This is a genomic window from Aquisalibacillus elongatus (genome assembly GCF_003843875.1).
GTDB lineage: Bacteria > Bacillota > Bacilli > Bacillales > Alkalibacillaceae > Aquisalibacillus > Aquisalibacillus elongatus.
In genome coordinates this window covers 74,530-95,282 of the sequence record NZ_RKRF01000008.1, presented here as the reverse complement: position 1 = coordinate 95,282, position 20,753 = coordinate 74,530, and the positions used below count along the sequence as shown (strand labels likewise).

At 38.1% G+C, this 20,753-nt stretch carries 24 protein-coding genes, 1 pseudogene and 1 riboswitch; of the genes and pseudogenes, 3 read left to right on the top strand and 22 right to left on the bottom strand.

The window, feature by feature from the left end; genetic code table 11:
- Window positions 1-279 precede the first annotated feature (279 nt).
- The 16 genes from EDC24_RS05710 to EDC24_RS05635 form a co-directional block, all read right to left on the bottom strand.
- Complete coding sequence (locus tag EDC24_RS05710; RefSeq protein WP_170158472.1) at window positions 280-1,731, bottom strand: UDP-N-acetylmuramoyl-L-alanyl-D-glutamate--2,6-diaminopimelate ligase; 1,452 nt, start codon at window positions 1,729-1,731, stop codon at window positions 280-282.
- A 302-nt stretch (window positions 1,732-2,033) separates the two neighbouring features.
- The gene (locus tag EDC24_RS05705; RefSeq protein ID WP_124220607.1) at window positions 2,034-3,320 is read right to left on the bottom strand and encodes a Zn-dependent hydrolase; all 1,287 of its coding nucleotides are present in this window, start codon (window positions 3,318-3,320) and stop codon (window positions 2,034-2,036) included.
- Window positions 3,321-3,334: 14 nt separating this feature from the next.
- Window positions 3,335-3,724: a hypothetical protein gene (locus EDC24_RS05700; protein ID WP_124220605.1), complete on the bottom strand. Its 390-nt coding sequence runs from the start codon at window positions 3,722-3,724 to the stop codon at window positions 3,335-3,337.
- Between the two features lie 78 nt (window positions 3,725-3,802).
- On the bottom strand, window positions 3,803-4,138 hold the full coding sequence (locus EDC24_RS05695) for a thioredoxin family protein (protein ID WP_124220603.1): 336 nt from the start codon (window positions 4,136-4,138) through the stop codon (window positions 3,803-3,805).
- Between the two features lie 57 nt (window positions 4,139-4,195).
- Entirely contained in the window at window positions 4,196-4,639 is a 444-nt protein-coding gene (locus EDC24_RS05690; protein ID WP_124220601.1) for an SRPBCC family protein, read from the bottom strand.
- A 66-nt stretch (window positions 4,640-4,705) separates the two neighbouring features.
- Complete coding sequence (locus EDC24_RS05685; RefSeq protein WP_170158471.1) at window positions 4,706-5,602, bottom strand: type II secretion system F family protein; 897 nt, start codon at window positions 5,600-5,602, stop codon at window positions 4,706-4,708.
- Between the two features lie 31 nt (window positions 5,603-5,633).
- Window positions 5,634-6,611, bottom strand: a complete 978-nt coding sequence (locus EDC24_RS05680; protein ID WP_245997990.1) for a type II secretion system F family protein — start codon at window positions 6,609-6,611, stop codon at window positions 5,634-5,636.
- Window positions 6,608-8,056 carry a TadA family conjugal transfer-associated ATPase gene (locus tag EDC24_RS05675; RefSeq protein WP_245997989.1) on the bottom strand — a complete coding sequence of 483 codons (1,449 nt, stop codon included), beginning with the start codon at window positions 8,054-8,056 and terminating at the stop codon, window positions 6,608-6,610. Before EDC24_RS05675 ends, EDC24_RS05680 begins: the two co-directional genes overlap by 4 nt.
- A 21-nt stretch (window positions 8,057-8,077) precedes the next feature.
- The gene (locus tag EDC24_RS05670; RefSeq protein WP_124220596.1) at window positions 8,078-8,578 is read right to left on the bottom strand and encodes a CpaE/TadZ family protein; all 501 of its coding nucleotides are present in this window, start codon (window positions 8,576-8,578) and stop codon (window positions 8,078-8,080) included.
- 99 nt (window positions 8,579-8,677) lie between these two features.
- A complete protein-coding gene (locus EDC24_RS05665) occupies window positions 8,678-8,893 on the bottom strand; it encodes a P-loop NTPase (protein ID WP_124220594.1) in 216 nt (71 codons plus the stop codon).
- Between the two features lie 21 nt (window positions 8,894-8,914).
- Window positions 8,915-9,643 carry a Flp pilus assembly protein CpaB gene (gene cpaB / locus EDC24_RS05660; protein WP_124220592.1) on the bottom strand — a complete coding sequence of 243 codons (729 nt, stop codon included), beginning with the start codon at window positions 9,641-9,643 and terminating at the stop codon, window positions 8,915-8,917.
- A gap of 12 nt (window positions 9,644-9,655) precedes the next feature.
- On the bottom strand, window positions 9,656-10,552 hold the full coding sequence (locus tag EDC24_RS05655) for a Tad domain-containing protein (protein ID WP_124220590.1): 897 nt from the start codon (window positions 10,550-10,552) through the stop codon (window positions 9,656-9,658).
- Between the two features lie 17 nt (window positions 10,553-10,569).
- Window positions 10,570-10,953, bottom strand: a complete 384-nt coding sequence (locus EDC24_RS05650; RefSeq protein ID WP_124220588.1) for a TadE family protein — start codon at window positions 10,951-10,953, stop codon at window positions 10,570-10,572.
- A complete protein-coding gene (locus tag EDC24_RS05645) occupies window positions 10,954-11,460 on the bottom strand; it encodes an A24 family peptidase (protein WP_124220586.1) in 507 nt (168 codons plus the stop codon).
- Between the two features lie 35 nt (window positions 11,461-11,495).
- Window positions 11,496-11,675 (bottom strand): Flp family type IVb pilin, encoded by a 180-nt coding sequence (locus EDC24_RS05640; protein ID WP_245997988.1) that lies wholly within the window; start codon window positions 11,673-11,675, stop codon window positions 11,496-11,498.
- A 20-nt stretch (window positions 11,676-11,695) separates the two neighbouring features.
- Window positions 11,696-12,046, bottom strand: coding sequence for a DUF192 domain-containing protein (locus tag EDC24_RS05635; protein WP_124220573.1), 351 nt, complete (start codon window positions 12,044-12,046; stop codon window positions 11,696-11,698).
- Window positions 12,047-12,187: 141 nt separating this feature from the next.
- A riboswitch (cyclic di-GMP riboswitch) is annotated at window positions 12,188-12,274 on the bottom strand.
- Between the two features lie 413 nt (window positions 12,275-12,687).
- Between EDC24_RS05635 and EDC24_RS05630 the strand changes: the two genes are divergently transcribed.
- Complete coding sequence (locus tag EDC24_RS05630; protein ID WP_124220571.1) at window positions 12,688-14,034, top strand: hypothetical protein; 1,347 nt, start codon at window positions 12,688-12,690, stop codon at window positions 14,032-14,034.
- A 31-nt stretch (window positions 14,035-14,065) separates the two neighbouring features.
- On the opposite strand, the gene EDC24_RS05625 is transcribed toward EDC24_RS05630, so the two are convergent.
- The 3 genes from EDC24_RS05625 to EDC24_RS15135 all read right to left on the bottom strand — a co-directional run bounded on the left by EDC24_RS05625 (window position 14,066) and on the right by EDC24_RS15135 (window position 16,493).
- Window positions 14,066-14,368, bottom strand: coding sequence for a 4a-hydroxytetrahydrobiopterin dehydratase (locus tag EDC24_RS05625; RefSeq protein WP_124220569.1), 303 nt, complete (start codon window positions 14,366-14,368; stop codon window positions 14,066-14,068).
- Between the two features lie 345 nt (window positions 14,369-14,713).
- A complete protein-coding gene (locus EDC24_RS05620; RefSeq protein WP_124220567.1) occupies window positions 14,714-16,078 on the bottom strand; it encodes a sensor domain-containing phosphodiesterase in 1,365 nt (454 codons plus the stop codon).
- Between the two features lie 259 nt (window positions 16,079-16,337).
- Window positions 16,338-16,493, bottom strand: a complete 156-nt coding sequence (locus tag EDC24_RS15135) for a hypothetical protein (protein ID WP_170158470.1) — start codon at window positions 16,491-16,493, stop codon at window positions 16,338-16,340.
- Window positions 16,494-16,676: 183 nt separating this feature from the next.
- Between EDC24_RS15135 and EDC24_RS05615 the strand changes: the two genes are divergently transcribed.
- The gene (locus EDC24_RS05615; RefSeq protein ID WP_124220565.1) at window positions 16,677-17,570 is read left to right on the top strand and encodes a helix-turn-helix domain-containing protein; all 894 of its coding nucleotides are present in this window, start codon (window positions 16,677-16,679) and stop codon (window positions 17,568-17,570) included.
- A gap of 32 nt (window positions 17,571-17,602) precedes the next feature.
- On the opposite strand, the gene EDC24_RS05610 is transcribed toward EDC24_RS05615, so the two are convergent.
- Window positions 17,603-18,166, bottom strand: coding sequence for a hypothetical protein (locus EDC24_RS05610; RefSeq protein WP_124220563.1), 564 nt, complete (start codon window positions 18,164-18,166; stop codon window positions 17,603-17,605).
- A gap of 274 nt (window positions 18,167-18,440) precedes the next feature.
- Between EDC24_RS05610 and EDC24_RS05605 the strand changes: the two are divergent.
- Window positions 18,441-18,617, top strand: a pseudogene (locus EDC24_RS05605) (glycine betaine ABC transporter substrate-binding protein); the annotation flags it as partial.
- Between the two features lie 159 nt (window positions 18,618-18,776).
- Here EDC24_RS05605 and EDC24_RS05600 read toward each other — a convergent pair.
- Entirely contained in the window at window positions 18,777-19,742 is a 966-nt protein-coding gene (locus tag EDC24_RS05600; RefSeq protein WP_342769344.1) for an ABC transporter permease, read from the bottom strand.
- Window positions 19,729-20,655 (bottom strand): ABC transporter ATP-binding protein, encoded by a 927-nt coding sequence (locus tag EDC24_RS05595; protein ID WP_124220557.1) that lies wholly within the window; start codon window positions 20,653-20,655, stop codon window positions 19,729-19,731. Before EDC24_RS05595 ends, EDC24_RS05600 begins: the two co-directional genes overlap by 14 nt.
- Between the last annotated feature and the right edge of the window lie 98 nt (window positions 20,656-20,753).

The following is a 20,753-nucleotide window of genomic DNA, read 5'->3' as shown; positions in this document are numbered from 1 at the left end:
TTAGTTAAAAAAACGAGGGTGAGATAAAAGGGAATTAACGAGTGTGAAACATTTGATTGAAGCTTTAATAAGCGTAGTCAAAATGCGTAGTCTCCTGCGGGAACAGCACGAGCCGAAAATCACGCAAAGCGAAACGACAGTGAGCTTTGGGAAGTTGAGGCCGTGCCCGCGGAAAGCGAAGCATTTTGACGAAGCGTATAAGAAACTCCGTACTTTGCTTCAAACCACTCAACCAAAGTACGGAGTTACTATCAATATAAATCTTTTGTCCCTGCCTCGTTAACTTAAGCTTGTATATTCTTGAATATGATTATAAACTTTTTCGACCGTTTCTAGGTCTGTTTTGGTGCCTAAAGCAAAGTCTTGTTGATAATGTTCATGACCTTTGCCCGTAATGACTACCCAATCACCTTCTTCAGCTAATTGAATCGCTCGTTCAATAGCTAATGTTCGATCGGTAATCACTTCACCACTAGCTGAATCAAAGCGATTTTGGTAATCTACAAGCTCTTTTTCCATTTCATCTTCAGACGTTTCGTTTAAATCATCAAGCGTTAAAATATAATAATCACTCACCTGTAAGGACTTTTTCATCATTGGAATGCGTTTAGATGGATCACGTGTGCCTCTAAATCCAAATACATGAATTATACGCCTAGCACCGCATTCTTTTACTGTATTTAAACAATGGAAAAAACCTTTAGGTGTATGCGCATAATCGACAACAACTTTTATATTTCCAGGGAAATAGACAATTTCAAAACGACCATTCACTTTTTCGACATGGTTTAAGGCCGCGATTGACTGTTGACGATTAAGTTTATAAATTTCACTAATTAACATACCAAATGCTGCATTAAACCGATTATGCAATCCAGGTAATTTCAAGCTAAGTTGTTCATCCGAAGTAGCACCTTTAACATGAAGACTCGGTTTATCAAGACGAATCTGTACATCATGACTAGGTTCAACACCAACTGAGAAAACATTTATACCTTTATCCAACAAGGTATCGCGTGCCTTGGCACCCCATTGGTCGTCTGTATTGATTAACGCAAAACCATTCGGCTTTAGGTATTCAAAAATAAGTAACTTAGACTCAAAGTACTCCTGCATACTATTGTGATAATCTAAGTGTTCAGAATCTAAATTCGTAAAAATCGCACCATCTAATTGGACACCTTCCACTCGATATTGCTTCAGTGCATGGGATGAAATTTCAATAACCACGACATCATCTTGACTTTCGTACAGTAACTTCTGTAACGTCACAGCACCCGGTGTCGTATTTTTACTAGGTTTTGACTCACCATTTATATAATACTCAATCGTGCCAATCAAGCCACAAGAATACCCGTTCTCTTCAAACACAGACTTAATCATGTAACTAGTTGTTGTTTTACCATTCGTCCCGGTAACGCCGATCACTTTTTTATTTAAAGAGGGTTGTCCATAATAACGACTAACTAACTGCCCTAAAACTTGTTTAGAGTTACTGACCTTTATATACTGTTCAAATTCAAGGTCTTGTTCGCCTATCACGGCACAAGCCCCATTGTCAAAAGCTTCTTCTATATAATGATGACCATCGGATTGATAGCCTTCAATAGCAACAAATAAGTAACCTGTTTTAACTTCACGAGAATCATCCGTAATGCCTACCACAGTTATATCATCAAGGTTGCTCTGGGATTTATAATCAACGTTGTCTAGCAGATTCAAAAGTTTCAATTGGTGTTCCCCCAAACATCTATATACCTTGGTTTAGTTTACCCTAAATTTTTCTTTGAATAACAACCTCTTTTATTATCTCATTATGAATGACTCTGAGTAAACTTAAAATCGCCCCACATCGTAAACTTGGTGCAATTTTCCCACTTAGTTTTAAGATTGGTTTACAGGAAATCTTATATTTTAATGTTTAAGAGTATATTCAGAACTTTTGGACGAATTATATTGCCGAATGATTAAAAATAATCTGTTTAATACCCCCCGTTTTCAGCATAAAAAAATGGCACTAAACATCAGTGCCATTACTCATCACACACTTTTTCAACAAACCGTTTTAATACATGGACCGTCTGAATGCAGTCATTTAATGAGGACCATTCTTTCGGGTTGTGGCTGACGCCGTCTTTACTTTGGGTAAAGAGCATAGCAACAGGTACGTGTCTACCGACAATCATCGCATCGTGTCCAGCGCCACTCGGTAATAAATATGATTCTATTTCTAATACTTCCTGCGTAGCTTCAGACGCCTTTTGTTGCATCTGTTCAGGGATTTCAACCGGATCAACGCTCATCATTTCATCTAGTTCTACGGTAACCTCGTTTTTTGATGCCGCTTCTTCAGCTTGCTGTTTTACGGAATCAACGATGGTTTCTTTCCACCCTTTTTTAATGTCACGAATATCAACAGTGAGTTCAACTTCTCCAGGGATGACATTTACGCCGTTAGGCTTGACTTCTAGTTTCCCAACCGTTGCGACACCCGAATCGCTCACTTCACCTGGTAAGTCTTTTACACGATAAATAAAATCACTCGCCGCAACTAGTGCATCTTGGCGATCATCCATCGGTGTGTTACCTGCATGGCCAGCAGCACCAGTATACGTTACTTTCATCCACGTTGGCCCCGCAATACCGGTTACCACACCTGTCGGGAGGTTAGCTTTTTCCAAGCGTTTACCCTGTTCGATATGAACCTCTATAAACGCATGGACGGAATCCAGATTGCGTTTCGCACTTGCAACTCCCTCTGGTGTTAAACCGACTTCTGCTAAAACATCCTCATACGAACGACCGTTGAAATCCACACGCTTACGTTCTTCTTCCGAATCTATTTGGCCAACAAACGCCTGACTACCGGTTAGACCACCATTAAATCGCGCACCTTCTTCATCAGAGAAAATGACGACTTCAAATGGTCGCTTCGGACGGTAACCATTTTCGTTCCAAGCCGATACCACTTCTAAAGCTGAAAGCACCCCTAATGGCCCGTCAAAATGGCCACCATGTGGAACACTATCCACATGTGAGCCCGATAAAACAGCTGGAAGTTCCTCTTGTCCTTCTAAGCGACCGAAAACATTTCCGGCACCATCCATCGTAACCGTTAACCCTTCTTCTTCCATCCACTCCATTACAAGTTTTTTCGCTTCTAGCTCTTCTTTTGAAAAGGAAATTCTAAGGCAGCCGCCTTCGTCTGTCATACCAGTCTCCGCTAAAACTGACAAACGCTTCGCCAATCGGTCGCCATTCACGCCTGAATGCGTGTGCTTTTTATCATATTCCTTCGTTAGTTCATCGTATAAATTCAATGAATATGCCCTCCCTAGTTTTCCTCAAACTGTCGTAGTGTTAGTAAGAAAAATAACACAAAACTAATTAACAAAATTGTTCCACCGACAATAAAATAGACGGTAACAAAGGTTTCAGGCAGGCCTAATGGTCGCGTGAAATACACCCACATGCCTGTTGTAAGTCCTATAGAACCTATGATCGCACTCCAAACATGAAGCGTTGCTAATAGGGTTTGTCTTTTATAAAACACTTTATAAAAAACAGCCCAGGCAAATAAAGATAACCAACCGACAACTAAAATATGAGCGTGTACGGACTTAAATTGATAGTCCATCGACCCTGCCATATGGGACCCAATAAACGCACCAACGACAGCAAACAATGCCGAAAACCGTAATAATGTCGTACTATACTTTTCCATACAAATCTCCTCTTTTCCCTATTTAACTTCCATTATGTCATAGAAGTTCAAACACAACATAGACAATTCCTTGAACAATTAATCCCCTAGTACCCCTTGATAGATCTTTGAAAGCTTATGATTAAATTCATCCATTTGCACAATTCTTGCCTCACGCAGATACTCCTTACCTTCTACAAAAAGAATGAGAACCGGCACTGTAAAAATATTAAATCGACCAGCAACTTCAGGCACTTCATTCACCTCTATATGCCCCAGTTCAATTTCGGGGTAGTTTTCCATCAAAGTTTGAACTTGAGGCAATAAACTATGACAAACACTGCAACCAACCCTTGATATATATAGAAATGATAAACGATGGGTTAGTAATTCATCGATATCTTCTAAACTGTTTAACTCCCGAAATTCACGCATCAAATCACTCCAAACCAATTCAAAAATATAAGAATAGGCTGTCCAACCTGAACAGCCCTACTCGTCTTTATAATTGTTAAAAATATATTGGTTCAATTTTTCTAGATGTTGACCATCCTCACGTTTAATCAACCAGGAAATAATCGGCTTCGAAAGGAAATTTCGAATTCCTTTCGTTTTAATTTTCCCTTCAAATTGTATGGTTGTCGTGCCGTTTTGTTCACTTAATGCGTAAATATAATGAAGGTCTAATCCGTTTTGGACACTATACGTCGCAAACCGATGATTAGGTTCATACTCAACCACTTCTAGCGTATTATCAATCGTTTGCTGACCAATTTTTCTTGTCTCAACAATCTTAGTGCCAACTTGAATGCTATCACCTTGAATGTCAACCTTCTCAATATGGTCTAACACTTTAGGTGCATATTCATACGTTGTTAAAACTCGATACACTAAGTCCATTGGCTTGTCTATTTTTACTTCTCGTTTAAACCCCATAACGTTCACCTCTTTTGGTGATATTTTACCATACGACCAGTAAAAAAACACGCCACAATGACGTGTTTAGCGATTAGCGAACATATCAATAATTTGAATGATTGCAGGACCTAATAAAACAATAAAAATCGTTGGGAAAATGAAAATGACAAGTGGGAATAGCATCTTAATCGGTGCTTTCATTGCTTTCTCCTCAGCTCGTTGTTTTCGTCGTTCTCGAATTTCTTCAGACTGTACTCTCAGTGTCTGAACCATCCCAACACCTAATTGCTCCGCCTGAATAATACTTCCGATCAATAACTTGATGTCGTCCACATCAAGCCTCTGGCGCACACCTGATAGGGCTTCTTTTCGCGTTTTTCCAAGTTTCAATTCTTCTAAACAACGCCTAAACTCAATTGACAAAATGCCTTTTTGTTTAGATACGACCTTTCCTAACGCTGAATCAAAACCTAAACCTGCTTCCATACTAACAGCTAGTAAATCAATAAAATCCGGAAGTTCTTTAACGGCTTCGTTATATCGCTGAGACGTTTTAAGCTTTAAATACACAAACGGAACGTATGCAGCCATGCCCACTCCTAAAAAGATCATTAATAGTAATCTGGAAAAAGAAGCATTACCTAGTACGGCAAGCAAACTAAACACTAACGGTAATGACACATACAAAATTAACTGGACGATTCGATATTCAAACGGAGATAGCCCCATCGGACTACCCGCACGTAAAAGTTTTAGTTCTAACTTCTCCTGCTTTTCATTCGGCATCGTCCGTCTGAACTTACGCTTAAAATCTCTTAATTTAGGCTGGATTAATCGTTCATAAAGAGACCTTTTCTCCTCTTCATCATCCGTTTCCGACTCAACTGACTCTTCCATTCCTAACACATAAGATTTACGTGCGCTTTGCTTCACCATTTTTTCACGACGATAAAGGGCAAAGCCGCCTATTAGTAATATCATTGTCATTAAATATAGAAAAACGACCATGGCTTTACACCTCGATTGACGTAACTTTTCGAATAAAAATAAACCCAATGACCATGGAAATGGAGGCGACAATTAGTAAAGCGACACCGATTGGATCCTCAAATAAAACCATCATATATTCCTGGTTCATAAAATAAAGCATTCCCATAAGCGCTAACGGTAATAGGCCAACCACAACGCCAGACATTTTACCTTGCGCAGTCAACGTTTTAATCTGCCCCTGAATTTTAATACGTTCACGAATCGTGTGAACGATTTTCTCTAGCACAACAGCCAAGTTACCACCAACCTGACGCTGAATGACGATCGCTTGAATCATTAAATCCAAATCTTCACTTGGAACTCGTTCTTTCATCCGGTTTAATGCTTCTTCCACCGAGGCACCATACTGCATTTCTTTTAGCGCTTGTTCGAGTTCTTCTTTAACCGGTGAAGGCGATTCATTTCTTACATTTTGTAAGGCCTGCGGAAAACTAAACCCCGCCTTTAAAGCACTCACCACTGACGAAATCATTTCAGCTAAATGGTCATTAAACTCATTAATACGTTTCTTTTTCTTATGGGCTAATACAAACTTCGGCAACATTAGGCCAAAAACAGCTCCAAGGAAAATGAATAAAAAATGACCAAAAATTAGATGAAAAAGCCCCGCAAAAAAAGCGACCGAAATCCAACGGAACATCACATACTCTTCAGGTTTGATCGGTATGCCAGCTTGGTGAAGTTCCATCTCTATTTTTTGGCCTTTATCTTGCTTCTGAAGACTTTTTCGAATTTTATCTTTGGTTAATCGAAATTCTACCGCCATTTTGACTTTCTTTTCTTTTTCAGGCTCAGGCATATTCGGTTCATCTTCAAAAATATACTGTTGTACACGCTTTTTCATTTGTTGGTCTTTGTAAAACAACTTATTGAAAATAGCTAAAAAGAAGAAAGTTGACGTTAATAAAACACCCAAGGCAAGCAGTAGTTCTACATTCATACCGTCCACTCCTCTTCTTTTAAGAACACATTCGTTGGAATATGGACGTTGGTATTTTGTAGATATTCAAAGAATTTAGGGCGCACTCCAGTTGGCACTAAGTGACCTTGTATCTTTCCGTTTTCATCGACACCTGTTTGTTCATATTCAAATATGTCCTGCAAAACAATGACATCACCTTCCATGCCTTGCACTTCAGTAATTTTAACGATTTTACGAGAGCCATCTTTTAAACGTGACTGTTGAATAATTAAATCAATCGCACCTGAGATTTGATCCCGAATCGCCTTAATTGGAAGCTCGACACCCGCAAGTAACACCATCGTCTCCAATCTTGATAACATATCTCGCGGACTATTCGAGTGTCCTGTTGCAAGCGATCCATCGTGACCTGTGTTCATCGCCTGTAACATATCAAGCGCTTCTGCACCACGGACCTCACCAATTACAATTCGGTCTGGTCGCATACGTAGAGAGTTTCGAACTAAGTCTCGAATCGTAATCGCGCCTTTCCCTTCAAGGTTGGGTGGGCGTGACTCAAGTGACACAACATGATCTTGTCCTAATTGAAGTTCTGCCGCATCCTCAATGGTTACAATCCGTTCATCATTTGGGATAAAGTTCGACAACACATTTAACGTCGTCGTCTTACCTGACCCCGTACCACCACTGACAAACACATTTAATCGCGCTTTAACACAAGCATCAATAAACGTTGCCATCTCTTGTGTTAGCGTCCCAAAGTTAACTAAATCATCAATCATAAATGGGTCAGCAGCAAACTTACGGATCGTTAGCGTAGGCCCATTTAACGCAAGGGGCGGAATAATCGCGTTTACACGAGAACCATCGGGAAGTCTCGCATCCACCATCGGACTACTCTCATCGATACGACGTCCTAATGGCGCCACGATCTTTTCAATAACATGTAACACATGTTCATCATCCCGAAACGATAAATCCGTTAACTCTAATCGACCATCTCGCTCACAGTAAACTTGATCAGGTCCGTTGACCATGACCTCTGATACATCTTCATCTTCCAATAATGGATTAATTGGACCGTACCCCGTTAAATCATTCACTAACTCATCGACAACCCGCTTACGATCGATTGTTCGATACTCTTCATTTTCCTTGATTAGCTCAATCGCAAGTTCTTCAACAATCGGTACAACCTGTTCCTTAGGTTGATCACCCTTAACTTCCTTTAAAATCTCTTTATGTAACGTGTTTTTAAAATTTAAATGTTTTTCATCTAACACTGGATTCGCTTTGACTTTAACCGTTTGGGGTTGTGTCGGTGTTTCTTCCTGTTTAACTTCCGTTACTTGTTCTGATTTTGGTGCCGCCGTTTGTTCAGAATCACCATCATTAGACGGCTTTTTATTCTCATTTTGAATTAATTGTTCATTTTGACTTTTTAATCGTTCTAATAAACTCACGGTCAGCACCTCCATCTTTAATTACCGAAACAGCGAAAACGAAAACATTTTCCCTAATAACGAACCTTTCTTTTTAGAATTTCCATTACTTGATCGGCCCCCTGCAAGATCTTGAGCCAACCTTAAAATTGCTTTGGCAATATCTGATTTTGAGTGATCTGTCACAACCGGGACGCCCAAATTCATAGATTGAGATGCCAGCTTAAAATTATTGGGAACAAATCTAACTTCTTCTGCTCGAAGCATACTCGGGGCTTCATCTGGTTTAATTAAACTTTCCATATTATGACGATTCAACACAATCTCTAATCTCTCTTCTAATTGCAGCTGATGAATGGTCTCCACAAGCATCTTTGTGTTTTTCATGGACGCTACTTCAAGCGTTGTCACAGCTAAAATTTTATCGGCTAATTCCAAGAAATCTATAGTTGAATCATCCATCCCATGACCACCATCAACAACGACATAATCGAAGTTTTGCTTAAGCAATTGAACGGACTTCTTAATGACATCAGTCGACACAAGCTCGCCATACTCAGGCCGGCTAGGAGCTGATAATACTTTGACCCCACTGCTATGTTCGGTTAGATAATTATTAATACTAAATTCATCAATCCTGTCCTACTCTTCAACAATATCTTTCATTGTAAAGGACGGCTGTAAGTCCATCGCTAAACCAACATCACCAAATTGAAATTCACCATCAATTAAAGCCACATCCGCATTTTTCTTACTTAAGGATACAGCCAAATTAACAGCTAATAGCGTTTTACCTACGCCACCCTTACCACTGCAAACTGTAATGACTTGACCGGTTTGTTTAATTTCCTCAGCCATTGAATCCTCCCCCAACAAAACTTACTCTTCTTCTTGTTCTTCATCATCAACGATTCTGGAGTGTAGAGCTAAGTGAAGTGACCCTTGTTGTGTTGCATTGACGACTGTAACCGTTTCATCAGGTGTTAATTCTAATGTCACCTCTGAATACTCACCAACTGCCTCCCCATTTTGCGTTGACATTTTCTTTCCTACAGATAACACTCTCACTCGTTCAAGCAGCATGACAGATTCTTGTTGATCCAGCAAATTCTCTGATGTTCCTCTTAACTTTCTATGTTCCGGCTGATCGCCGCCTTCATTTCCATATGTAAAAATGAGATCCACATAATCTTCTGGGTAAATGAGGTTCGTCACAGAACGAACCATATCTGTGCTAATGGACACTGCTCGATGATCTTCGTCAATTTTGCGAGATATTAAATTTTGCTCTTCGACTCCTGATTTCAAGCGATGCGATAACACCGACTCACCGGCTACCATGTCTGCTGTCACAAAACGCCCTTGAACAGCTTCAACCGATGTCACAGCCGACTCATGCACCTGTTCTTCAGGAACGGTTTTCAGTTCCACATCTTCATCTGATAATCGCTGATTTACGGTAACGTCTTCTACTAACACGACCACCTCTGTCATCGGAATCTCTTCTTCCTTAGGAGCTTCCTCACCAGTTTGATTGGAATAAAAAAATATAGCGGTCGTAATGATTCCCATTAAGATCGCTAATAAAAAAAGTAATTTTGATTGCACTATCCTCACCTACTAATCTGTCAATCTAACTATAAAAGCGCCTCGTTCTACTGCTTCATCTAGTTCATGGCCTGATCCAGTTCGTTCTAAGAACTGTCCTTTAATTTCCTTTGTGTCTCCATCCATTGGCTCTGTTAAATAAAAGTATGCAAAACCAGTAATTTCAACTTGTTTCATTTGATTCTGGTCGTAATCATGCGGCTTATAAACTGGCACTAATAATACTCTTGGACAATCACGTTCATACATATCATCACAACTGTTTACCAAGATATCAGTGGCTTCTTCCGTTGGCCCTGCAATGTTACCTGTTTGAGTATCGATAACATTACCAACTTCCAACATTTCATCAAAACCGCTAATTAACGTTTCTTTATACGTTTTTGACCCCGGACCATCTAATGCTAAAACGCCGAAGTTACCAGCTTCCACACCATCTTCATCAACTTTCAAGGTATATTCTTCTCCGTAATTTAACTCAACTGATTCATCAATCCCTAGTGGAGCTGCTCCCATGGCTCGACCCATTTGACCTATTCTCGCTGTAGCCTTTACATTGACATCTATAGAGTCAATCCCAAACAGCCTCATAAACGTTGTATCTGTTGGCTTTTTTAAATTCACGGTCACACGTTCATCTAGCACAACAATCGTATCCATTAAAGAATCTAATTCTTCATGGTGATCTAACGTTTCTTCAACTATGTTTTCAATTATAACTTCATCATCGCGAGTTAATTCCTGACCACCTGATAAGGCCGCTGCATTAGCCGATTTTTGTAAGTGAGAATGCGTGGAGTAAAGTAACCCGCCATCCACAACAAGTCCTGTCAATGCCAATAACCCTGTAAACGAAATGGTAACCAGAAACGTTGCACTCGCACTTTCATTTTTAAAAAAACGCTTCATTCCACGAGCTCCTTTCGTCACTCAACTCGAATCGTCGAATCAGCTGTAATCGTAATATCATCACCAAATACCTGCTTCGCAAAAGGCGTAAATGGCTGAATCGGATAAGATAATGATACGGTTACATACTCGCCTGATTCGCGTTCAGCTTCATTAGGCGAAATGGAAATCGTTAGATCTTCCACATCGCCGGTTTCAAAATGATCCTTCGCAAACTCGGTAATCTCCTCATCCGTATAGCCAAACCCGCCTAAACGAACAGTTTCCTGCGCCGTAAAGTGTAAGCCCGAGTACGAATACATCATTCTCCCGACATCAAAAACCCCCACTAACATGATCATTAATAGTGGGATGACTAATGAAAATTCGACAATGGATTGAGCTTTTTCATTACGAAACATTTAAATCACCACTCCATCGAGAAAAAAAGATAAACAAGCTCCACCGACAATTGCGACACCGTAAGGGAACGTTCGCTTCATAGCACTTTTCGAAAACACTAATTGCATTCCATATCTCATGTTAGAAAGAGCATAATAAAGGCCTTTAAAGAAATCTTTACGGAACACTAAAAATGCGAGCCCAATCACACCACCAATTACTGCCATATAAACGACAGTGGTTAACACAAATGCTGGACCTTTAATCGCTCCGATGACAGCCAGTAACTTAACATCACCAGCGCCCATTCCACCCATCAGATATGGAATCAATAAGATTCCAAATCCAAGAAGTAACCCTAATATGGAACTTATAATTCCATCAAAGCCCATAAAAATAGGTTGTAAGAGGAGAGCAAGGATTAATGCTGGAAACAGCACTTTATTATAGATTTTTCGATGCTTTAAATCTGTTATAAAACTAATGATGAGAACGATAAACAGAATTGAATTGATTAAGTATTCCAATGCTCTGCCTCCCTCCTAAATTTAATTTAAAGTCTTTATGAATTAACATCTTCTTGGAAAGTCGTAACGATATTATCAAAAACCTCTTTAATTTCCCCTCCAAATGTTCCCAATATAGCAACTACTCCAACCGCAATAACACCTAACACTAACGCGTACTCTGCCATACCTTGTCCTTCTTCTTCACGAATGAAATTTGTCATAAACTTTTTCATCATATACATCTCCTTCAAGATTATTTTTTATCTATCAACTCTAGTTGATGACCGATTTGTAATTGGGAGTGGGCGACGGTGCCTGTGGGGAGTTCAAGCACCGATCGCGCACTCCTTCTCCGTTTCCCGAACTTACCTGGAGGAAGATTTTCGTCGATATCGACAACGACTAAATCTTGGTTGACATACACAACATCAATGGGGTAACGCATAAAATGTGTGTGTACCGATTGACAGGGCAAAATATGCAATCCGTAACCTGAAGCAAGTTCTTTTGTGAACATAAGTCCTCGCAATCGTTTACTAAATGTATAAGCTGATTTTATGCTGTGTGCAATTTCGACATCTGTGCTCAGGTTACGTAAGATCACATTGTCACCTCCGTTCGAAAAAAATTACCCCGCCATTACCGAATGACGGGGTTTGCCTAGCAAGATAGATACTAGTAATATCCTTAAAACCGGTCGTTTAATTAAGGGGGTCTACTAGTCGCTATCTTACTTCCCTGATCCTTCGGTAGCTGGCTGGCATTGTGCACGTGCACAGAAGCCCCTATAGCTTTGCGTCACTGGCTTTCACCAGTTTTGCCTTTGTCGAGATTAGGTCATATGAATTTTCTGACTAATCTCTTAACGTCATCATAAGCCATTAGTAGTTTCCTAGAAATCCGTCAAAACGACTATTTTCGAGGGTGTTTTCTTCGAATTTTTCTGAATGGTAATTCATAATTAGGTAAATTGTAATCTATATCACGGACAAAGATTGTAGTTCTATGTCGAAATCAGGAAGAAAATTGTTATATATTAAGAATAAATACCCACTTGTATCTTTCTCGAAAAAAATTATATTTTATGTCGGTTTTTATACAATTCAGTCCTTTAGTTCTGTTTTTGAATGTAAGTTTTGCCAATCAATATATTTTTAGGCCTAGAACAACGTATGAGTCTAGTTAGGTGTTTCGATATGGATTTGTTAAGATAGTAGAAGAATCTTCGGAGAAAGTGTGAAGTCTATGAAATCATTACAATTCTACCTATATACAAGTTTTGTCGCATTATACGTCGTCAATTTATTTTTCGAAAATCATACAATCATGTTGATACAAGGGTGGATTGGCGTTGCAGCCCTACTGGTTTCAATTTTCGGTTCTAACCGTATATACCAAGTGATTGGACTAGCTTTCTTAGGCATATCAACCATCATGATTTTCTTATACGACATACCGTTCTCAGAAATTCCTATCTATTTTACATCGATGGGGCTACTCATTGCGCTTTTGTACATCATACCTTTCATTAATCACTACATGATTGTAGGTGGGTATGATCAGTCATTATTTAAACTATTACAGACAAACACGCCCAATCTCGGGAAGTTTTACATAAAGTCTTATTTAACGAGTTACGTTTTAACGATTTTTATTTTTATCTCGACGATCCCGCTAGTCTATCAATTAATTAAAAGTAAAACAGCCAACTTTAGTGACCATATTACACTTCAATTTGCAACAAGAGGTATTTTAAGACCCTTTGCTGCAGCCAATACGTGGAGTCCGATTGAAGTTTATATTGCCCTTGTAGTCGCGTACACAGGATCTTCTTATTTAGTATTAATGCCAATTCTTTTAGGTTTTTCACTAACCATGTTACTGATTGATACAACTTTGGGTTATTTCAAATTCAAGTCATATAAACTTGAGGAAGCTAATCCAGATTCAACTAATGATAGAAGCACTCGACACTTCCTATCGCTCGCGGCCTTTTTAGCTTTATTTATTGCCGTTGCAGCTTCTATTCACTTAATCACAGGCCTAGAATTCTTTGATTCTATTATTCTAATTATCATCCCATACACGATGTTGTGGGCTCTAATTACGAAGAAGTTCAGAACCTTCATCCGTTATAACCAAAAAGTCTGGGGCGAACACATCTTTACCATGCAAAACTTTATGATGTTATTACTCCCAGTTGGCGTATTTAACGAAGTTGTTAGTGATACACCCATATTTATTCAAGCGATGGAGTCATTCGCTTGGCTTGAAAATACTCCGTTATTGTTATTTATTTTTATTCAGTTAAGCTCTATGTTTTTAGCGTTTGTCGGTTTTCACCCACTCGTTACATTGAGCCTTCAAGGACTTTTCGTAACACCATTTTTAGATACCATTAGCCCTGTTAGTATATCAATTGTCATGATCATTTCCGTCATCGCAAACGACATGACAGGAACATTTAACATTCCAATAACGATGCTCAACCAATACTTTAAACGAAACCCATACCAACTTACCTTATGGAACATCGGATATGCCCTTACATTTGGTGGTGTTGGGGTGTTGATTGCGTGGGTTTTAGCATAATAAAAGAGGTGCCAACGTTGGCACCTCTTTTTTACTTCTCCTGCTCTTCATACAACTCATCAAAACGCTTTACCATCTCAATATCTAAATCCGTAATGCCTTGCATCTCCCAGGATGAGATTTTCAAGGTTACGACTTTATAATCAATCGCGATATTCGGGTGGTGATTTTGGCTCTCAGCATACTCAGCTACTTTTCGCACAAACTCAACACCGTTTAAGTAGTCCTTAAACTTGTAACGCCTGCGAAGCCATTTCTCGTCAACCCGCTTCCAATTAGATAGCTGCTCAAGCTCCTGATTAAGTTGTTCTTCAGATAAACGTTCCAAATCCATTCCTCCTTTAAGAAGACTCCCTTTGTTAGTTTACCCGTTATGTCTTAATTTCTAACCGTACAAAAATCGATCCCCCATAATTGTGTATGTCTCTATTAATCTCTGTAACCCCAATCACAATCAGGTGTTGCACATCTCGCTAGATATACAATACCCTAATGGATTGCAACGTCTATGTCAACCTTCCATAGACCTCTCGTTATTCTGGGTTGCCTTGAATAATTCCAACGACATTCCCCCTTCCGAACTTCCAATTAATATAGATATTCGACGATTCCTCTATAAATTCCTTTTATTTCTAAAATGAAAAAAGGCTGCCCGAATTCAGGCAGCCATGGGGAGAGATTAAAAACTCGAATAGTATGTCTTCCAACCTTCTAAGGTTAGGGGTTTGCTAAAATAAAAACCTTGGTAAATATCACAGCCGAAGTCTCTAATGATTGAAAGATGCTGACTACATTCAACACCCTCGGCAATAACATCTAAGTTCAAATCTGTTCCTAGTTGGATGATTGTTTTACAAATGCGTCGGTCGATCGGACTTTTATCTACATCATGAATAAACGCTTTATCTAACTTAATCGTATCCACCGGGAGATATTTTAAATAGTTTAAAGAAGAGTAAGTTGTACCAAAGTCATCAATTGAAATCTTAATCCCTAAATTCTTTAAATGCTGAAATGTCACTGCGACATCTTTTAAATTTTCAATTAAAGAAGTTTCAGTAATCTCAATCGATAGATTCTCCGCTGAAAAACCAGTCTCATCCAGAATCGATTCCATTCGTTCTGCGAAATTTTCTTTACGAATGTGTATAGCTGAAATATTGACAGATAAATTGAACCTATCACCTGTCTCATCCATTAATTGTTTCATTTCCAAACAGGACTTTCGACATATCTCTTCATCTAGCTGATCAATAAAATCATTTTCTTCTGCCTCGCTAATAAAATCAACTGGCGGGATTAAACCGTATTTCGGATGCTCCCATCTTGCAAGAGCTTCAACACCATACAACTCAGACCCATTCGATTTCAAAATCGGCTGGTAGTATGGAAAGATATCGCCATTTTTAATTGCATCTTTGATCGACTGTACATAATTTTCAGCAAGTTCATAGTGATGACCATTACTCTCATCAATCACTTCTGTCTCACCAGAATCATAAATTCGATAATTAGAAACAATTAACCCAATCAAATCGTTATATGCCGTAATCGTATCAATCTCCTGTTGAGATGGGTATTTCGGCACTTTTGAATACATAGCAAAAATCGCTACTAACTCGTCTGTACCCGGACGAAATACTGGAACAGACCAACACGAGCGCAACTGATGAGGCTCAATGATATGATGGTAAGAATCCCATTTCGAATCATGGTACACATCTTCAGTGACAATAAAATCACCTCTTATCGCAGCTGTCCCACATGTACCCAGCCCATCATATAAGTTGATGTATTTAAATTGCTCAATAATGTCATCTGGTAAGGTGTAAGTAACCCCATCAATAAACTCATCACCATCTTGGTTCAATAACATGATGGTACAGTACGAATCATCAAACTGATCCTCAAAATATTTTAATGCCCGTTTTAGTACGTCGTGTAACGGCAACCCTTCTTTTAAGTATCCGGTTATATATTGATAACCCGAAACAAACTCTTCTGGGCTCAGAACTCTCTCTTCCGTTAAACTCTTCTCCCCCATTTAAGAGCCTCCCGATTATTAAGACTTTTTTATCAACAAAAATCGACATTATAGGTTAAAAAAATTTATAAATACCCGCAAAAAGCCTTAATATTTTGTTAATCTATTAAAATAAAACTTTATCTTTAAAGTTTTATGAAGTATTATGTAAAAAAAGAGCTACCAAAAATTTCTGCAATTTCTGGTAGCTATAAAATTATGGACGAATAAAAATATGGACGACTTATAAGGAAATGCTTTGAGTTAAGAAATCTGGTAATTAGTCTAGTGAACCTAGATCATCATTACCTTTACCAATACCTAGAGTGTCAACGCCGCCTAGTGCTACATCATTAAGGTCACCAGCAGCACTTACGTTCATTGAGAAACCAACGATTAATGCAGTGATAACTGCAATACCTAATACTTTTTTCATTATTTTCACCTCCCTCTTAAGTAAGTGATTTCTATAATGAAATAGTAACAGATATAAAAAATCCTTGGATTTGCGATATTAAGCGATTTTTTCTAGTTCACACCTGAATATCTTTAATTTGCTTTGATTTTCTCAAAAAATATAAACATTGGAATATTTCATACTTTTGGAGGGGTTTAAAAAATGGATCCTCGTGAAGAAATAGGAAAAAGAATTTACGAATTAAGAAGATATTTCAAAATTACACAAAAAGAGTTATGTGACGGAATCTGTACCCAAGCATATATCAGCAAAATTGAAAATGGATCACTTGCAATTGCAGCTGATATATTATTCCTTATCGCTGAACGATTAGGTGTGGATATTAATTACTTTTATGATTCAACTTATAATTCGAGGGTTGATTACTCACTAGAAGTAGAATTAGAAGCAAGGGAATTAGTAAAGCAAGATGATTACTTTAGCTTATCTGAGTTGATTAAACGCGAAGAACAAACACCCTTAATGAATAATAATAAATTTAAACAATTTATTATGTGGCATAAATCATTGTGTAAAAGGTTTATTGATAAAGACTATGATTCAGCTTTAGAGTTATTAGATGATGCATTATCACTATGTAACACTAGTATCAAATCTTATTCAGAAAGAGAAATTCAAATACTAATCAATAAGGCTAATCTGTATATTGATATAGACGACCCCAATAATGCAATTAAGCTATACCAAAAATCTAATGAAGCATTAAATAACTTACCGTATATTCATGATACTAATTTGCTGACAATGATTTATTATAATCTTTCAAGAACTTATTATTTGGATGGACAATACAATAATGCTATCTATAATGCACAAGAGGGGATTGATCATTGTAAGAAAAATCAATCCTTATACGGTTTCGGGCAGTTTTATTTCTTGATTGGGGTTAGCCATATGAAATTAAAAAATTACTCTATGGCTAAAGATAACTTTGAACAATCGAAAACAATTATGGAACTATTAGATAAGAAAATATCCGTTCAAAAAATTAACGAGAACCTGGATTTAATAAATCAAGAATTAGAAAATGCTTAGAAAAGGAGACTGAACTACACCCAGTCTCCTTTTTATTTTGCTTTATTCTTCACATACACCAAAAACCTCGTCCCCCAATACGCCACATAAGCGACCGAAACATCAATTAGGAAGATATAAAATTGATTAAACCCTCGTCCAATGTTCGCAAATCCTACCATTTCTTCAATCGAAGCAGCCCCAAAAGCGAATAAGGCACTCAATCCTAGAGTCCAGATATAAAAATTTTTACCGTTATTTGTGCAGTATTGATACAACAGTAAAAAACCAACTGCCAATAGGGAGGCTGTCATGTTAATAGCTGATGGAAAGAATGGCGACACAAAGTACGTATGCACAAATAATAAATCGTATTCCAAGATATCACTTATATACGTCCAAAGTACATGGACAGTATACCCAAAAAAGAAAACCTCAAATATTCTTCTCCGATCAACGGTGAAGACTAAGACAATTAAAGGCAACACCAGTAACGCCATTACCACCCAAAACTGCCAATCCCCAAAAGAAGAATATTCCGCCCAGTAATGATTTCTTACCTGTGTTAGATCGCTATATATGTCATAAAGCTTTTCCCAATATTCTTGATAACTCAATCTTATAACCTCCAAGAAGCCCAAAACTTCTTAACTTTATATAATTTGGATCAACTTGTAAAAAATATACAAAGTAAAATAAACCCCCCTACGATTTGACATTTTATATAAAACGTATAAAACGTATAAAATGTATAATATAAATTAAATAAATCAGGGAAGGTTAAATCAAATGAGTGATCACTTAGAAACCCTGCAGGAATCTCAAGACGTGATGGTTAGTGCCATTGCGCAATCCATGGTGAAAGTTCTATCTTAGCAGGGAGTAGAGGATGAGCATCCAACAGCTTACAACATCCTTTCTCAATGGGGCATCAAGGTTGATGATTTAGAGTCAATGATGAAAGCTTATGAAGAAGAAGATAAGTCATTTGAAGAATCTGCTCAAGAATGGATTGAAGAAAACCGTGACACGGTTGATGAGTGGATTGAAAATGCAGAAGCAGAATAAAATCCGCGAAGTTAAACCAAGCGGATTTTAAATAAATTTTCCTACCAAACCCTATGTAAATGAAATCACACTAAGGAGTACCCGTCGACATTCGGCGGGTATTCTTTTTTAATATAAAAACCTGCAAGCTCAAAAAGAACTTGCAGGTTCAATTTAATTTTACTGTCCAGCAACGTCCCTCTTCGTAAAGAACGCCCAGGATAGTACCATAAAGAGTACAAAGTAAACGATTAACACCGTTACAGAAAAACCAAGTGTCATGCCTTCCATGAAGACATTTCCTGTTTCATATTGTTTTAAATTCGTGTTTGCGAATAAAATATACTTAGAAAAATCATATTGGCTTAGCGCTTGAACAACAATATTACCACCCATTAGTAGGAAGATTCCAATTCCGATAGCTAAAGAACTGTTTCTAAAGATCGTTGATATCATAAAGGCTAATGCCGTCAGCATGACTAAGTTAACCATATCATAACCATACGAAGTCATGATTTCACCAAATAGTGAAGCATGAACGAATCCATCTGCTTTTTGTATGACAATATGCGGATTGGCCCCTTCAAGTCCGAAGAAGATCCCCCCTACGGCGAGGTTCAGTAAGAATAAGAACACTAATGTAATTAGCGCAAAGGTTAATACCGCTGCAAATTTCGTAAATAAAATCATGGAACGAGAGATTGGACGGATAAGAAGTAATTTAATCGTCCCCCAGTTAAATTCACTCGCCACAATACCTGCACCAACAATAATAACGAATAAACCAATCAACATAGATAGCCCTGCGTTTTCATACGTATACTGCCAGCCACCATAATTTAAAGGTTTAATGTCATTGTCTAAATGGTAGTTATTTTTTTCAACATTACTCATGTTCATATCAATCATAAATTCATTATTATTCTCTTGAAGCGATTGCTCTATTTCATCATTTTCCGCCTGAAGTTCTGCGCGCCAGTTCTCAGAGTACTCACTTTCAACAGTATTATCATCAAAAATGGTCATTAAAACTGCGCCACCGATAACAATAGCAGCAAGGATAATGTACATCACCCATGTGGATTTTCGAATATATAGTTTGTGTAGTTCATTATATAAAAGCTTTAAAAACTTACTCAATGACATTACCTCCCGTCAGTTCTAAGAATTGATCCTCAAGTGTTGCCTTAATTGGCGTCACACCGAAGACGGAAATGTTCTGGTTAACCATTGTTTGAACGATATTCGGAATTTCTTGACGGTTAATTTCGGTCACGAGTTTGTCTGACTCTCGTTTTACCTCGATATCCCTATCCTCTAAAACCTTGATTGCTTCATCAGCTTGTCCTACATCAAAAATGACTTTCACATCAGATTGCGCATCGTCTTGATCTGATTCTTCATTAACATAACGTTCAGAGATAATTTCACCATGCTTAATAATCCCAATTCTGTCACACATTAATTCAATTTCAGATAATAAATGGCTTGAGATGACAACAGCTACTTGGTCTTCTTCCGCCAACCTTCTGATGTAATCACGAATTTCACGAATACCAGCTGGATCAAGGCCATTAGTAGGCTCATCTAAAATTAAGACAGCCGGTTTATGTAAAATCGCCTGCGCAACACCTAAACGTTGGCGCATCCCTAATGAATATTTTTTCACCTTATCGTTGATGACATTGTCTAATCCTACGAGTGATACAACTTCACGAATACGCTCTTTTGTAATCCCTTCATACATACGAGCAAAATGCATGAGGTTTTGCCACCCAGTCATAAAGGAGTATAACTCAGGGTTTTCTACAATGGCTCCAATATTTCTCGCCGCTTCTTTGTACTCCGACTGAATACTTTTTCCTAGAATTTTGACGTCACCTTCAGTCAGATTCATCAGTCCAACCATCATTCGGATCGTCGTTGTTTTACCAGCGCCGTTTGGTCCAATAAAACCATAAACTTCGCCAGGCTTAATTTGAAAATTCAGCCCTTTAATGATTTCTTTATTTGAAATCGTCTTTTTAACATCTTTTAGTTCTAAGGCTATTTCGTTCAAATCATACCCCTCCCTCTTTTTTATCTAAAGGTATAACGTATAGTTTTGATTTAGGTTTCAATTCACTTAAAAATAATAATTTACTGACGAATTTTTTC